This window comes from Thermodesulfobacteriota bacterium (genome assembly GCA_040753795.1).
In the GTDB taxonomy this organism is placed as follows: domain Bacteria; phylum Desulfobacterota; class Desulfobacteria; order Desulfobacterales; family Desulfosudaceae; genus JBFMDX01.
This window is the reverse complement of the sequence record JBFMDX010000002.1, coordinates 280,733-295,284: the sequence shown is the minus strand read 5'-3', so window position 1 is coordinate 295,284 and position 14,552 is coordinate 280,733. Positions and strand designations below refer to the sequence as shown.

Below are 14,552 nucleotides of genomic sequence, written 5' to 3'. Positions count from 1 at the left end.
AATAAAATGATGGTAACAGTAAGAACGCTGCTGCTTTATATGATGATCGCGGCCGTTGTTTTGCCGGGCGGACGGGCAGCCGCGGACACCGGCCCGGAAGCTTCCGCCGCCGGCGTCGACTGGAACCGGCTGTCCGGCCGGCCGGTTTCCCGCCTGGATATCGAAGTCGCCGGTCCGCCAGGGGACACCACCGGCTGGATCGAGATGGCGTCAACGCTGATCAACCTGCCCCCCGGCGCCTCTTTTTCCCCGGCGCTTCTCGATCGTTCCCTGGAACATCTGAAGGCCTGCGGCCGTTTTGCCGGGGCCCGGGCCGAGGCAACGCCGGAAGGGGAAGCCGTGGCCCTGCGTTTCCATCTGTCGGTCAGCCGCGTCATTCGGGATATCGACATCCATATCAAAGGGTGGAGCGGTCTCTTTACGCAGGATGTGCTCCGCAGCCTGTCCGTTTATCCCGGGAAAAACTTCAGTCCCGTTGAAATGGAGGCGCAGAAAGACATTATCGCGGAGCTGTTTAAAACCAGGGGATTTTCTTCCCCGGCCATCGACATCTTCGCCCGCGAGGATCGCGATGATAACACGGTGGTGTTGAAGATAGATATAACGCCGGGCCCATGGCGGCGCGTCCGGTCGATTCACATATCCGGCAACCGCGCCTTTTCGGATACGCGACTGAAAAGCCGCATGAAAACCTGGCGCGCCTCTCTTTTACACCTGGGCCGGGCCCGGTTCAATCAACACGATCTGGACAGGGACATGGAAACGCTGACCGAGTTCTATCGGAAAAAAGGGTTCGCCGAAGTCGCCATCACCTATGCCCTGAATACGGACGACCGACAGAGTCGCGTGGCCATCGTGGTTCTCGTTGACGAAGGCCCCCGGTATGAGATCGCTTTTTCCGGGAATAACCGCTTTTCAGGCCGGGCACTCAAAAAGGAAGCGGCCGTCTATTCCCGGGGAAACCGGGGCGGCATGGGAATCCGCAAAAGCGTGAAGGACATGAAAGCCCGCTACTGGAACGCCGGCTATCTGAACGCGGATGTGCGCGTGGAGGAAGGCGCCCGGGCGGAGGAGTCCGGAGCACCGAAACAGGTCCGGTTCGTGATCGAGGAAGGCCCGGGAACGGTTGTCCGCTCGCTGACCATCCGGGGAAACGCCCGCATCCCGACCCGGGCCATAGAACGCCGGATCCGCTCCCGTCCGCCATGGTGGAAAAAGACATGGGTCTATGTGCCGCAGAAACTGGAGGAGGATATCCGGGCCATTGAGCAATTGTACCGGAAAAGGGGATACGCCCACGCCCGGGTAGAGCAGGCCGTGACCTTCAACGAAGCCGGCACTGAGGCGGACATCACCATCAGCATCGACGAGGGGGATACCGTCCGGGTGTCGTCCGTCCGTTTTGAGGGGCTGGCCGCCGTAACGGAAGACCGGGCGCTGAAAGCCCTGCGATTGAAGCCTGACGAACTGTTTGACGAAAAATCGGCGCAAAAAGACAAGGCGGATCTGGCGACCCTGATTTCGGAACAAGGCCGTCCCCACGTACGCGTGGATTCGTCAATCGTCATGGACGAAAACCGCCGGACCGCGGCGATCGTCTATCAGGTGGACGAAGGCCCGGCGGTGTCCATGGGGGCGATATATGTGTCCGGCAATCTCCGCACCCGGGAAAGCGTGGTGAAGCAGGAGATGAAAATGACGGAAAGGGAGCCCTTTTCCCTGACCCGGATGGCCGAAAGCCAGCGGAATCTCCGGGATCTGGACATATTCCGGGCGGTCAACTTCACCCCCGTCGGCCTGGCGGAAAAGGACGACCGGGTTGACCTGTTTATTGAAACGGTTGAAAAAAATCCGTTTTTCATCGAACTGGCCGGCGGCTACACCTCGGATCAGGGCGCCTTTGGAAAAGTGTCGGCGGGTGACCATAACCTGCTGGGAACGAACCGTGACGGTTACGCCGCCTGGGAGCTCCGGGAAACCGGCTACCGCGGCGATGCGGGCATCCGCTCACCGCGGTTTTTTTCCACCCGCCTGTCGTCGGTCCTGAACCTGTCCACGGAAAAAAGAGAGGACTTCAACCAGAATTTCGGCGTCCGGACACAAGGGGTCTCTTTTGGCGTCGACCGGGAATGGTCCGAGGACCTGTCCACCGGCATCAATATGAACGCGGAGCAAAGGGATTCGTACCCGCTGTCTTTGATCGAAGAAGATGAAAACGAAACTTACGAGAAGCGCAGCGCTCTGGCCGTAACCCCCGGCGTTCTTTACGACAGCCGGGACAACAAGATGATGCCGACCAGGGGGGCAATGGTTTCCGGCAATGTAACCTTTTCCCGGGGGATCAGCACCAGCCCGGATGATTTTATCAAGTACCGGGGCGACCTTCGCTGCTACCGGCCCCTTTTCCAGACGGTCACCCTGGCCCTGACCGGCAGGGCCGGCTACATCGACCCCCAGAGCGGCTCAGCGGACGTTTCCGATGACCAGCTTTTTTTCCTCGGCGGCATCTCCTCGGTTCGCGGATTCAATGAAAACGAGCTGGTGGTAGACGACCGGAATGATCCTGTCGGCGGGCGCCTGTCTCTGTCCGGAACCGTTGAAGCCAGAATGGCCGCGGGAAAAAAACTCAGCCTGGTCCTGTTTTACGATATCGGCAAACTGAGCCGGTTGGCCGAACCGGCCTATACGGATACCCGGTCTTCCGTTGGCGTCGGCCTGGGCTACCGGACGCCGGTGGGTCCGTTGAGCATCTACTACGGCTCAAAGCTTGACCGCAAGGAAGGGGAAAGCCCCGGCCGGTTTCATTTCTCCATCGGGTACACCTTCTGATCGGCTACGGCAGGTTCGTAAATGCCGCTTCCAGGCCAAAGGGATCGGGCATTTCCTGATCCTTTTTAAACATCAGCTTCTTGGCCCCCCGGTTGTCCAGATATTTGGCCAGTTCCAGATCGATCTTTTCGGGGACGGAAATGCCGCCGGATGCCAGGATCTGGCGCAGCAGGCCCTCTGATTTGGACGCGAACCGGATGGCATCCCCCATGACCCGGCCGGCCTCCGACGGATTGTGAAAGCCCATGGAGTTTTCCGCGCCGATAAACACCACTCGCAGGAAGGCGTTTTTGTAAAGTTCAACGGCTTTTTCATAGAGCGCCGGATCGGGGACAAATCCGTTTTTCTGCTCGGCATGGACCCGCTCGATAAGCTTGGCCGCGGCGGCGGTGGCGTATCCGGCCCGGTTCAGCAGGGAAGCGGTCCGGTCCTGGATCGTCAGAACCTGATTTTTCAGCCAGGTGGCGGACTCAGTGTGGCACTGGGCGCAGGCCGCCATTTCCCGTTTCAGGGGGCTGGTGACGTTATGATCGGATATTTTGTAGGAGCCCGCCCGGGTATAGGGCATATGGCAGTCGGCGCAGGCCACGCCAGCGTTGAAGTGGGTGCTCTGCCGGGTAAAGAATTCAAATTCCGGATGGCGAATATAGGGCAGGTCAAGACCGGTCACAGCCTGAGTCCATTCCACGCGCTGGTAATCGGTGAGCAGGTCCGTAATGATATTTTCAATGGGGATATTCCCCCAGGCGCTTCCGGTCCAGGGCAGATTGATGTCTCCGGCCACCTTCTTTTCTTTGTCCCGGGGAACGAAATAGGTGCAATGGCACTGACCGCAGGCAATGATACGCATCTCCTGATGACCGGGGTTATCCTTGCCGATCCGGGCCAGGCCCTTTTCCAGATGGGTCTTGTTGGGACGCAGGCCCATGCTGTCGGGCGTGTGACAATCGATGCAGGCGGGGCCGGACCTTTGCATCTTTTCCGGAAACATGGCCACCGCCTCCAGGAAGGGCGCGGTCAGGTATTTCATGCCGTGCGTTTCGGTGTAGGTTTTATGGTAGGGGTTCTTGCAGGCCAGGCAGACGCCGCCGGCTTTGGTCCGGGAGGGATCGACTTCGATCTGGTCAATGAGCGCGTAGTAGTGGCCCCGGGGCTCGTTGTATTCGATCCCGAAGCCCCAGCCATTGTAAAGCAGGGCCGAAAAAGGAAGCTCGCTGAGCCGGTCATACACGACCCCGTCCGTGTCCCATCCCCGCCGGTATTTGCTCAATCCCGCGGGCTTGGGGTCTTTGGTCTTGAGCCAGGACTCAAAGTGCAGGGGATAAACCTTGCCCCAGACCTCGGGGTCGAATTCCCCTTCGGGAATCTGGCCGATCTTCACCGGTTCCGGCTTTTCCGGCGCACAGGCCCACAGGAGCGCGGCAGCGACCGCCATCATAACGACAATCGCGAAGATGTTTTTTCTGGCCATGATTTCTCTCCTTATGTTGTTTAAAACAGACCCCCGGCAAGGGGCGCCTTATGGGTTATCCGGCGATGACAGGACCAGCAGGTCCGTTCGCCCATGGTGATGCGGGATACCGTTCCCTCATGACAGCGGACACAGTTCTCCTGGGCAACGGCTTTGCCGTGGCCGGAAATCGCCTGATCGCCGGAAAACATCCGGCCGTAAAAAAGGACCACGTCCTTTGTTCCGTCTATCCCCTTCCAGACCATGTGACGGGCAAAGTTGTCATTGGGCAGATGGCAGTCGACGCACTTGATCTGGCGGTGGACACCGGTTTTAAACCAGGCGTCGTGCTGGTATTCCATAACGTGGCAGGAGGCGCAGAACTCCGGCGAGGATGTCCGGGTATAGACGTCCGGCGGCCCGAAAAAAACAAACAGAAACAGGCAGGCGCCGCCCACCATTGCGGGAATAATGATTTTTTTTCGAAAAAATTTGGCCAGCATCAATCCCCCTTTGGATCAGAGCTGTCGTTGGCCGCAAATTGCTTGATCTTTTTAATATAACGGCGAACGGCCGGCGCAAACAAGAAATTTATTATGGTCGTCAATAAAAATTTTATGCCGGCGAAGCGTCCCTGGCCGGGAGAAAGAGGGAAAACACGGTCCCCTTCCGCGTTTCGCTTTTCACCCGGATGGTGCCGCCGTGGCTCTGGATGGTGTGCAGCACCAGCGGCAGGCCCAGGCCGGTGCCCGAAGCCTTGGTGGTAAAGAACGGCTCAAAAATGACATTCAGGCGGTCTTCGGGGATGCCCTGGCCGCTGTCCTGGATGTCAATTCTGACGCAGGCCGTTTTCCCGCCGTCCATTTCAAACCGGTCCGGTTCGGCGGTGACGGCGACCGTCCCATGGACCGGCGTCGCCTCCAGGGCGTTGACCAGCAGGTTGATCAGCGCCTCGCTCAACAGTTGCCGGTCGCCGGTGACGGCCGGCAGGCGGTCGGCGGCGTGCACCTGGATGAGACACTCCTGGCGGTTGGCCAGCGGCTTGACCATCAACAACACATCGGCCATCAGGGCGGCCACGTCGACTTCCCCCAAAACCGGGTCCCGGGGCCGGGCAAACTCCAGAAAACGGTTGATGGTGCCCTCCATCCGCCGGATCTGATCCATGGCAACCCGGAAATCCTCCTGCTCCTCGGCGGAATGCTCGACCTGATCCGACACCGACTCCAAAAACAGCTTCAGCGAAGTCAGCGGCGTCCGGATTTCATGGGCCACGGCCGCGCCCATGCGGCCCATGGCGGCGAATTTTTCGGACCGCTCCGCCATCCGCCGGGTTTCCAGCAACTTGGAGTCCGTCTCCTTGATCCGGGCCTCCTTTGACTCCACTTCCAGTTCAAGGGTATTTTGCCGCTCCCGCAGCCGGGACAGCATGTTATCAAAAGCGCGGTAAAGCATGCCGATCTCGTCTCCCCGGGACGTCCGCAATACCGTCTGGTCGGGTTTGGCGTCAGCAATGAATCCGGCATACCGGCTCAAAACGCGAATAGGATTAACAATGTGGCGGGAAACGATCCAGGTCAGCATCAGCGCGCTGCCGATGCACAGCAGCACGGTCAGGCCGATGATGAATTTCAGGGTTTGCAGACTGTGAAAGGCTTCCTCGCGGTCCTGCTCGACGACCAGATGCCAGTTGGTGCCGGTCACGTTTCGCGACGTGCCCAGGACCTCGATGCCGCGGTAGTCCAGGTAGGTTTTCCGAAAGCGGTCTTTTTGAAATATGTTTTTAAAACTGTCCGACTGGGAGATATTCTCCGTTAAAATCCGGGCCGGATCCTGGTGAGCCAGAAACAACCCCTGTTCGTTCACCAGATAGCATTCACCGGTCCTCCCCAGGGAGATGCGAAGAATAACGGAAATGATTTTCCCGGTTCCCACGCTGCCGTAAAGCGTACCCGCCAACTGCCCGGCGTCATCCCTGACGGGCGCGGCAATGTAAAAATAAGACTCCTTTTCCTCCGGCTGGCAGGCAATGTCGGACAGGTAGAGCGCGTCCCGGACCACGTCCGTCACCGAATCCGGGCGGGTGCCGGCACGGCTGGTAAAGACGGTGTGGCCGGCGGCGGACAAAACGGTCAGGTCTCTGTAAACACCGTACTCCTTCCGGACCAGCTCCAGATAAGGCGCGATCCGGCCGGGATCCATGGACTTCAGGATGGACGATCCGGCCATTACCTTCAAATCGGCCTGGCGCTCTTCCAGCCAGCGCTCCAGAATGGCGGCCTTGTCCGCCGCCGCGTTTTCCAGCTGACGGATCACCATGCTGGCGATCAGTTCTTCCGTTGTCCGCAGGGAAAACCAGCCGATAACCACCAGAGGAATTAGGGCAAGCGCCAGAAAGATAGCCATCAACCGGGCGCGCAGCGTAATGGTCCGTTGTTTTCGCGTCAATCGCATGTCACGGCTTTCGGGGTTCGTCGATCCGGTCGTTTAATGATCTTTTCCGCTTATACCAGAATATTATACGCCTTTTTGCAAGGTTTTTCAGAAAACCCCCTTTTCTTCTTGACTTGGCTCCCGGCTACCTGTATGGTTTCTCCATTAAATTGTGTTCCTGGTTGTAAATAACATACATAAGCCCCGGAATGACTCCGGGGCTTTTTTTTTGGAACACGGAAAGAGGTAGACAGTGAACTTTGAAGTATTTAATTTCCACCCGACCGTCGCGGCAGGCGTTTTACAAGCCGGTTACGCGGCACCAACCCCCATCCAGGTACAGGCCATTCCGCCGATCATGAAACATCAGGACGTAATGGGAAGGGCACAGACCGGTACCGGCAAAACAGCGGCTTTCGTTCTGCCGCTCCTGCATCGATTAGTAACACATCCACGGACGGACCAGCGGCAGGACGGCGCCCGCGCCCTGATTCTGGCGCCCACCCGTGAATTGGCCGAGCAGATTCATCAGGCCATCAGGGAACTGGGCCGTAAGACCCGCCTGAAGAGCGTCGCCATTTACGGAGGCGTCAACATTATCCGGCAGATGCAGAACCTGAATCGCGCCGATATTATCGTCGCCTGCCCCGGCCGACTGCTGGATCATATCGGTCGACGGACCGTCAACTTGTCAGGAGTGGAAGTGCTGGTCATCGATGAAGCGGACCTGATGTGTGACATGGGGTTTCTCCCGGATGTCAGAAAAATTCTGGCCCGCCTTCCCCGGCAGCGGCAGACGCTGTTTTTCTCGGCCACCATGCCCGCGGAAATACGCAGCCTGGCAAAAGAGATCCTGAAGGACCCTGTCACGGTTCAAATCGGCAACACCGCTCCGGCGGAAACGGTCAGCCACGCCCTTTACCCGGTGGCCCAGCATTTAAAAACAGCGCTGCTGCTGAATCTGCTGCAAAACACGTCGACCGGTTCGGTCCTGGTCTTTACCCGCACCAAACACCGCGCCCGGACCCTTGAAAAAAAACTGACCGGCGCCGGTTACCGCTCGGCCTCGCTGCAGGGAAACCTTTCCCAGGTAAAACGCCAGGCCGCCCTGGACGGCTTTCGAAACGGGAAGTACCAGATCCTGGTGGCCACCGATATCGCCGCGCGCGGGATCGATGTCAGCCGCGTGTCCCATGTCATCAACTACGATATTCCATCGACGCCGGAAGCGTACATTCACCGTATCGGCCGGACCGGTCGGGCGGAACGCACCGGCGAAGCCTTCACGCTGATTACCGGAGAAGACAGGGACATGGTCAGCGCCATCAATCGGATTATCGGTTCAAAAATCGAACAACGGACCTTGACAACCTTTAATTACAACGCCCCGGCATCCGCGTCAATTCGAGACGACAGCCCGACGAGACCTCAACAAAAACCGGGCCGCAAGGCTTCCAGCGGATATAAAGGACGCGGCAGACATTACAGCGCGGCCGTCCGTTAATCCGGATATCTCACGCGAATCCCAATCGCAGGGCACGGGACGCATATGTAGCGGAAGGCATCGGCCTTCCCAAGGCATACGGTGACCCGTCCCTGCACCCGCGCAAAAAGATTAACCGGCCTGCTTGCCACGGCAAACCGCTCAGGAAAGCAGCTTCACAGGGACCTCGATCATTTTTGCCCGCAGATATTCCCCCAGGGTCTTGGCCTGGGGATCGTTACGCCAGGAAGCGGCCGCACCATCGCCCAGAAGCCCCTGAATATAAAAATTGACGGCCAGCAGATTGGCCAGTTCATGCCGCTCCACCGCAAACGGCCTGATATCCGGAAGCAGGTCCCGCAGCCGGTCGACTGTCAGAAACTGCCGCAGAAAAGCAAAGGCCTCGGGTGATTTCGCCCAGACGCCGAGGTTGGCGTTGCCGCCCTTGTCCCCGGACCGTGTGGCGAACAGGCGTCCCAGGGGCACCCGCCGCGTCGGGCCCCCGGGAACCTCCGGAATGGAAACGGCCGGAACCGGGACCGGAGCGACGGTTGCCCTTCCCGGAACCGGCGGAATGGTCAGCACCTGATCATCCACGTGCACGGTCTGGGAGATATGCCGGTTGGCGATCAGGGCCGGCCAGTGGCAAATCACCGGCGATTCCTTGTCCGGCGGGTGGGTCATGGTGAACCCGGGGATGCTGGCCAGGGCCATTTCCACCAGGGCCGATGAAAAGGCCCGGCCCACCTTGGCCGGGTCGGCGTCCATGACGGTTATTTTCAGATGGGCGAAGGCCTCCTCGTTGGTGGGAGGGTTTTCCTTGTCAAACCGGATGAGCTGAACATTGACCCTGCCGAACCGCTCTTTGCCGCCCAGTGTCTTCCACAGGGTCTCTTCCACGATGCGGGCCTTTTTTTCAATATCAAGGCCGGTCAGTACCACCGTCATGGAATTTCTGTATCCCGACATGATATTCAGGCAGACCTTGGTCGTGTCCGGCGCCGGCTCGCCCCGGACGCCCGACAGACGCACGCGGTTTTCACCATCGGGTGTCAGTTTGAGCGTATCAAAGCGCGCCCGGACATCGGGCGTCAGATAGGCGGGCGTCCGGATCTCGTACATGAGCTGGGCCGTCACCGTCCCCACCGAAACCAGGCCGCCGGTGCCCTCATGCTTGGTGATGACCGAAGAACCGTCCGGATACATGACGGCCAGGGGAAATCCGACATTGGAATAGTCCGGCACTTCATCCAGGAAGGAATAGTTGCCGCCCGTGGCCTGGGCGCCGCATTCGATGACATGACCGGCGGCATAGGCCCCGGCCAGCCGGTCCCAGTCGTTTTCAGCCCAGTTGAAATGCCAGGCGCAGGGGCCGGAAATCAGGGCCGCGTCAGCCACCCGGCCGCAGACGACGATATCGGCGCCCCTTTTGAGCGCCTCGGTGATGCCCCAGCCGCCCAGATAGGCGTTGGCGGACACCGGCATGCCGCCGGAATCGGCCAGGGCAATGCCCCGATCCAGATGGGCCAGCGGCTCTCCGGCCGCCTGCAGGTCTTTTAAGCGCGGCATCAGGTCATCGCCCTCGATCCAGGCAATTTTGGGGGAAACACCCAGTTGTCCGGCCAGTTCGGTCAGGGCCCTGGCCAATCCCTGCGGATTCAGGCCGCCGGCATTGCTGACCACTTTTATCTTCCGGTCCAGACACTGACGCATGACAGCCTTCATCTGTTTTAAAAAAGTGCCGACATACCCGCTGTCCGGCTTTTTCATCTTCTGCTGAAACAGAATGGCCATGGTCAGCTCGGCCAGGTAATCTCCGGTAAGGACATCAATTTCTCCGCCATTGACCATCTCTTCGGCGGCGGTGATGCGGTCTCCAAAAAATCCGCTGCAGTTGGCAATAATCAATTGATCCGCGTTCAATTTTTTTCTCCTTTTTCATGGAAACAGGTTTTTCGCCGGTAAAACCTCCGGCCTGCTCATACTATTAGCCCGGCGGCGGGTTTTTTTCCACAGTTTTGTGAAAATTACCGACGCCGCCCACGGTTTATTTGACGATCATCGGCACCCTGTTATATGAATATGAAGAGGTTCAAGGTTTAAGGTGCAGGGAGGAACATCCATGAAAGTCATCTGCCTGGGGGGGACCGGCGGGATGGGACGTTATGCCGCACGCACGGCCGCGGCCTTTGATTTTGTTGATGAAATCGTCATCGCCGACTTAAACGGCACGGCGGCCGAAGCCTTTGCCTCGCAACTGGGGAAAAAATCCCGGGGCCTGGCTGTAGATGTGAGAAATCCCGAGCTGTTGGATTCCGTCCTGGCCCAGGGCGATATTGTTTTAAATACCGTCGGGCCTTTCTTCCGGTTCGGGGTTCCGATCCTGAAAGCAGCCATGCGTACCGGCCGGAATTACATTGACCTGTGCGACGACTGGGAACCCACCCTGGAAATGCTTGATCTGCATGAAGCGGCGGACCGGGCCGGTATAACGGCCGTTATCGGCCTGGGGGCCAGCCCGGGCATCACCAACCTGCTGGCGGTCCTGGCCATCCGCGAACTGGACCGGGCGGACAGGATCTACACCGTCTGGGACCTGGACAGCGCCAAGCCGGAAACCATCGGCCCGACGCCCAGCGCCGCCATGATCCACGGCATGCTGCAGCTGACCGGAACCATCAGGGTCTGGGAAAACGGCGGCTACCGGGAAGTCAGACCGGTCCGCAAAGTGATGGTGAACTATCCGGGCATCGGGCTCCGCCCTTCCTGGAGCATCGGCCACCCCGAAGCCATTACCCTGCCCCGCTATTTCCCGAAGTTGAAGACATCCCGGAACCTGATGGTGACGTCCCGTCTGAATATTATCGCTCTGCGAGTGGTAGGCGCCATGGTGAACACCGGACTCCTGTCGATTGAAGCGGCGGCCCGGATTGCCGAGAAGGTGGAAGGCACCGGCGTGGGTCGAACACCCGACGATTTTATCCGGGAAACGAAAGAAGGCGGAAAACTGCGGCTACCGCCGATATTTGCCCTGGCCGAAGGGGAGAAAAACGGCCGGCCGGCGTCCGTGGCGGTGACTGTTTCCGGCGCGCCGGCAGGCGGCATGGGCGGCGCTACGGGTGTTCCCCTGGCGGCCGGCCTGTCGCTTTTTCAAAAGGAAGTCAAGCCGGGTGTCTACGCGCCTGAAGGCATCGTCGAGCCCAGGGCATTCCTCGATTTCATGGCGCCCCTCTGCGACCCGCCGCGCAAAAACGCCTCGGAAATGCTCATCGTGACACGGTCATGGGAAGTTATATAAGTTTGAGGGAACTGCCGACGGTCCCGACCTTATTGCCTTCTCCGTCATAGAGGATGGCGGCGGAGAGAAGGACCGTAAAGACCTCACCGGTCTTTTTCTTGTTTTTTATCCGGCCGTAAAATTTCCCGTCTTTTTTCAGCGCCTGGCTGACCTTTTTTTCATCTTCAGGATCGGCGTAAATAATGCTGATGGGCTGATGAAGCATTTCCTCCGGCGGATAGCCGAGCTTCTTGTAGGCCGCAGGGTTGAAACCGGTGATTTTGCGGTTATTGTCCACTGTGATCAGCATGGCCAGGGAGCATTCAAATATGGACCGGTACCGCTCCTCGCTCTCCTTCAGGGCTTTTTCCGCCAGGCGCTGATCTGTCACGTCGGAAACCGTTCCGTTGATGACGGTCAGCCGGCCCTGATCGTCAAAACTGGTGCGCATGATCTGGCTGAGGATACGAACCTCCCCGAATTTTTTCCGGATACGGTGTTCCAGCCGGTAATAATCCGGCTCTCTGGTCTTGAGCACTTCCCGCATAAAATTCTGAACCCGCTCGAAATCGTCCCGGTGAATCATCTTCAGGATGCTGTCAAAGGAATTATCGAAGGTCTCTTTATCCACTTCCAGAATCTGGGCGGTGGTGTCTCCCAGGAAGACCTTGTTCTCCGGAACGTTAAGAATCCAGCTGCCGATCAGTTTGGTTCGATGGGTTTTAAGAAAACCGATTTTTTCATCACTGGTCATTTCGCTTCCTGGTACTCCGCTACCTTCACTCACTTTTTTACGGACGCCGGTTATGGCCGGTTAATTCGTCTTTACCCTCGCGGGACAAGTTGTATATAATCAAATTTTTAAAGATCACTATACCGTCATTCCGATGAAAAGTAAACGGACAAACCGGAACCGGCTGCCGCAACCGATACCCGAAGGCGGCCCCCGGAAACCTTTTGACGACCGGAAGAAAGAAGAACAAATGAACGATAAAGATAGGTTACAACCGGTGGTGGTCGCCGGTATCGGTCAATTGGGCGGGGTGTTTTCCACGGGTTTTCTGAAGGCGGGATATCCCGTTTACCCGGCCACCCCGGAGAAGCCGCTTTCAGCATTGGCCGGCCGTATTCCCGACCCGGTCCTGGTGCTGCTGGCCGTGCCGGAAAACGTCCTGGCGGAAGCCATCCGGCAGGTACCGCACATCTGGCGGGACCGGTTGGGCCTGCTGCAGAATGAACTTCTGCCCCATGTCTGGAAATCGGAAGGGATCGCGTCGCCCACTGCCATGGCGGTGTGGTTTGAAAAAAAACCGGGCCGGGAGTTTACCGTATTTCAGCCCACGCAGATTTTCGGTCCGGCCGCGGAGACCGTGCGCGACGCGCTGACGGCTCTGGATATTGCCTGTGAGATCCTGCCGGACGCGCAGCAGCTGATGCTTGAACTGGTCAAAAAAAGCCTCTATGTGCTGACCATCAATATCGCCGGGATCTCCGTGGGCGGCACCACCGGCGCCTTGTGGACCAATCACCGGTCCCTGGCCGAAGCCGTGGCTCATGACGTGCTGACGGTCATGGAGCATCTGACGGGAAATGCGCTTGACCGGAGGGACATGATCAAATTCCTGGAGACTATCCTGCTCAAGGTGCCGGATCACAGCTGCCGGGGACGGGTGGCCGAAGACCGGCTGGCCAGGATTCTGAAGATTGCCCGGAAAGCCGGAATCCCCACCCCGGCATTGGATAAAATTGCCGGCATATGAGGCACCCTTTAATACCGATTCCAAATTAAAGATGATCTCAAGGCGGCCAGAAGGAGGCGACGCAGGCGTATTGATAATACGTCGAGGAGCCGACGACGCAGCCAACGAAGAGAGCGCTTTAATTTGGAATCGGTAGCAAGGCATCCAGCTTCTTCTCCCTTTCCAGCGCATACAGCTCGTCACAGCCGCCCACATGAACGCCGTTGATGAAAATCTGGGGGACGGTGGTCCGGCCACCGCTTCGCCTGACCGCCTCGTCGGCAAAAGCCGGCGTTTCATCCACCCGGCGCTCGGCGTAGGCGATCTTCTTTTTGTCCAGCAGGGCCTTGGCCCGGATGCAGTAAGGGCACACGCCCGTGGTGTAAATTTCAACGGCTTTGGTCATGTTGTCCTCCCAGCGTTTCAACCTGATCGATAAACAGCTTCCATTTCCCCTTGAAATCTTCCGCCGGCATGGCGTCCAGGGTGCGCAGCTCCAGGGTGGGGGCGCTCATGTTCAGACGGACATCGGTGAAAACAGTGGTCAGATGGTATAAAAACGATTCAAAGCCCGGATTTTTCATTTCCCGAAACGGAACTTCCGCTCCCAGGACCACTGCCGCCATGCCCACCCGGACGATATCCCGGCACAGGGCGTGGGCCGTCGTTCCGTCGTCGGGCCGCAGGTAAGGCATGCCGCACCGGGAAGGATCGGTGTTGTTCCAGATGTCCCTTCGGTCCGGCCCCATGCAAAACGCCTGGCTTTCGGCCATCCGGGTCATGAGCGCAAACAGGGCCGGCATCTCGGACAGGGTCAGGATCCGGGCGTGGAGATGAATCGAGGCCGTGCCCTTCATCATCTCATGACCGCGGGTACCGCTAACGGCCAGCCGCTTGTGGAGATTGACGTAGCGCTCGCTGGTCAGGCACAGCGGCCCCTCCCCCCGGCCTGCCATATAAGGGACCGGGAGATAATCCACACCGCATTCCCAGCGAATGGCGTCATTGACGGCGTCGATCTCCTTGAGGGTGGCGTCAAATTCAGCATCGGCACCGGCCGGCAGGGGCATGCTGTGATATTCGATCTGCCCTCCCGGCTCAAAGGTGACGTGCATGCCCCGGCTGTTTTCCATGTATTTGCCGCTCCAGGTAAACCCCATTTCCGCCAGGCAACCCTGCATCTTGCGGACGCAGTCCGAGGTGGGGGCCGCCCTGGCCAGAAACTCGTGTTCAAACCCGTAAGTTCGGGGAGCAGCGGGAGCCAGCTTCTCGCTGATACACGCCAGCAGTTGCCCGGAAAATGTTTCGATCAGATCGCCGCCATCGATCGGTGTCATTGCT

General features: G+C 58.7%; 11 protein-coding genes. 4 read left to right on the top strand and 7 right to left on the bottom strand.

Annotated features, from left to right (window positions below; genetic code table 11):
• Positions 1 to 6 precede the first annotated feature (6 nt).
• Entirely contained in the window at positions 7 to 2,829 is a 2,823-nt protein-coding gene (gene bamA / locus AB1724_04015) for an outer membrane protein assembly factor BamA (protein ID MEW6076958.1), read from the top strand.
• Between the two features lie 4 nt (positions 2,830 to 2,833).
• Here the strand turns inward: bamA and AB1724_04010 are convergent, their stop codons facing one another.
• The 3 genes from AB1724_04010 to AB1724_04000 all read right to left on the bottom strand — a co-directional run bounded on the left by AB1724_04010 (position 2,834) and on the right by AB1724_04000 (position 6,733).
• Positions 2,834 to 4,300, bottom strand: coding sequence for an ammonia-forming cytochrome c nitrite reductase subunit c552 (locus tag AB1724_04010; GenBank protein ID MEW6076957.1), 1,467 nt, complete (start codon positions 4,298 to 4,300; stop codon positions 2,834 to 2,836).
• 20 nt (positions 4,301 to 4,320) lie between these two features.
• Positions 4,321 to 4,782, bottom strand: coding sequence for a NapC/NirT family cytochrome c (locus AB1724_04005; GenBank protein ID MEW6076956.1), 462 nt, complete (start codon positions 4,780 to 4,782; stop codon positions 4,321 to 4,323).
• Positions 4,783 to 4,894: 112 nt separating this feature from the next.
• On the bottom strand, positions 4,895 to 6,733 hold the full coding sequence (locus AB1724_04000; protein ID MEW6076955.1) for an ATP-binding protein: 1,839 nt from the start codon (positions 6,731 to 6,733) through the stop codon (positions 4,895 to 4,897).
• Positions 6,734 to 6,965: 232 nt separating this feature from the next.
• On the opposite strand from AB1724_04000, the gene AB1724_03995 reads away from it, so the two are divergent.
• Positions 6,966 to 8,216, top strand: a complete 1,251-nt coding sequence (locus tag AB1724_03995; GenBank protein ID MEW6076954.1) for a DEAD/DEAH box helicase — start codon at positions 6,966 to 6,968, stop codon at positions 8,214 to 8,216.
• Between the two features lie 141 nt (positions 8,217 to 8,357).
• Here the strand turns inward: AB1724_03995 and AB1724_03990 are convergent, their stop codons facing one another.
• Entirely contained in the window at positions 8,358 to 10,118 is a 1,761-nt protein-coding gene (locus tag AB1724_03990) for an acyclic terpene utilization AtuA family protein (GenBank protein MEW6076953.1), read from the bottom strand.
• Between the two features lie 199 nt (positions 10,119 to 10,317).
• On the opposite strand from AB1724_03990, the gene AB1724_03985 reads away from it, so the two are divergent.
• The gene (locus AB1724_03985) at positions 10,318 to 11,493 is read left to right on the top strand and encodes a saccharopine dehydrogenase NADP-binding domain-containing protein (GenBank protein MEW6076952.1); all 1,176 of its coding nucleotides are present in this window, start codon (positions 10,318 to 10,320) and stop codon (positions 11,491 to 11,493) included.
• Here AB1724_03985 and AB1724_03980 read toward each other — a convergent pair.
• Complete coding sequence (locus AB1724_03980; protein ID MEW6076951.1) at positions 11,486 to 12,226, bottom strand: PAS domain-containing protein; 741 nt, start codon at positions 12,224 to 12,226, stop codon at positions 11,486 to 11,488. The two genes, AB1724_03985 and AB1724_03980, sit on opposite strands and share 8 nt — an antisense overlap.
• 229 nt (positions 12,227 to 12,455) lie before the next feature.
• On the opposite strand from AB1724_03980, the gene AB1724_03975 reads away from it, so the two are divergent.
• Positions 12,456 to 13,232: a hypothetical protein gene (locus tag AB1724_03975; protein MEW6076950.1), complete on the top strand. Its 777-nt coding sequence runs from the start codon at positions 12,456 to 12,458 to the stop codon at positions 13,230 to 13,232.
• A 118-nt stretch (positions 13,233 to 13,350) separates the two neighbouring features.
• Here the strand turns inward: AB1724_03975 and grxC are convergent, their stop codons facing one another.
• Together grxC and AB1724_03965 are read right to left on the bottom strand one after the other, a co-directional pair.
• Positions 13,351 to 13,617 carry a glutaredoxin 3 gene (gene grxC / locus AB1724_03970; protein ID MEW6076949.1) on the bottom strand — a complete coding sequence of 89 codons (267 nt, stop codon included), beginning with the start codon at positions 13,615 to 13,617 and terminating at the stop codon, positions 13,351 to 13,353.
• Positions 13,601 to 14,548: a hypothetical protein gene (locus AB1724_03965; protein MEW6076948.1), complete on the bottom strand. Its 948-nt coding sequence runs from the start codon at positions 14,546 to 14,548 to the stop codon at positions 13,601 to 13,603. Before AB1724_03965 ends, grxC begins: the two co-directional genes overlap by 17 nt.
• Positions 14,549 to 14,552: the final 4 nt, after the last annotated feature.

Bases quoted from the DNA above. Each gene is read 5' to 3' on its own strand.
- bamA (MEW6076958.1), top strand. From the start codon at position 7: ATGATGGTAACAGTAAGAACGCTGCTGCTTTATATGATGATCGCGGCC.
- AB1724_04010 (MEW6076957.1), bottom strand. From the start codon at position 4,300: ATGGCCAGAAAAAACATCTTCGCGATTGTCGTTATGATGGCGGTCGCT.
- AB1724_04005 (MEW6076956.1), bottom strand. From the start codon at position 4,782: ATGCTGGCCAAATTTTTTCGAAAAAAAATCATTATTCCCGCAATGGTG.
- AB1724_04000 (MEW6076955.1), bottom strand. From the start codon at position 6,733: ATGCGATTGACGCGAAAACAACGGACCATTACGCTGCGCGCCCGGTTG.
- AB1724_03985 (MEW6076952.1), top strand. From the start codon at position 10,318: ATGAAAGTCATCTGCCTGGGGGGGACCGGCGGGATGGGACGTTATGCC.
- AB1724_03980 (MEW6076951.1), bottom strand. From the start codon at position 12,226: ATGACCAGTGATGAAAAAATCGGTTTTCTTAAAACCCATCGAACCAAA.
- AB1724_03975 (MEW6076950.1), top strand. From the start codon at position 12,456: ATGAACGATAAAGATAGGTTACAACCGGTGGTGGTCGCCGGTATCGGT.
- grxC (MEW6076949.1), bottom strand. From the start codon at position 13,617: ATGACCAAAGCCGTTGAAATTTACACCACGGGCGTGTGCCCTTACTGC.
- AB1724_03965 (MEW6076948.1), bottom strand. From the start codon at position 14,548: ATGACACCGATCGATGGCGGCGATCTGATCGAAACATTTTCCGGGCAA.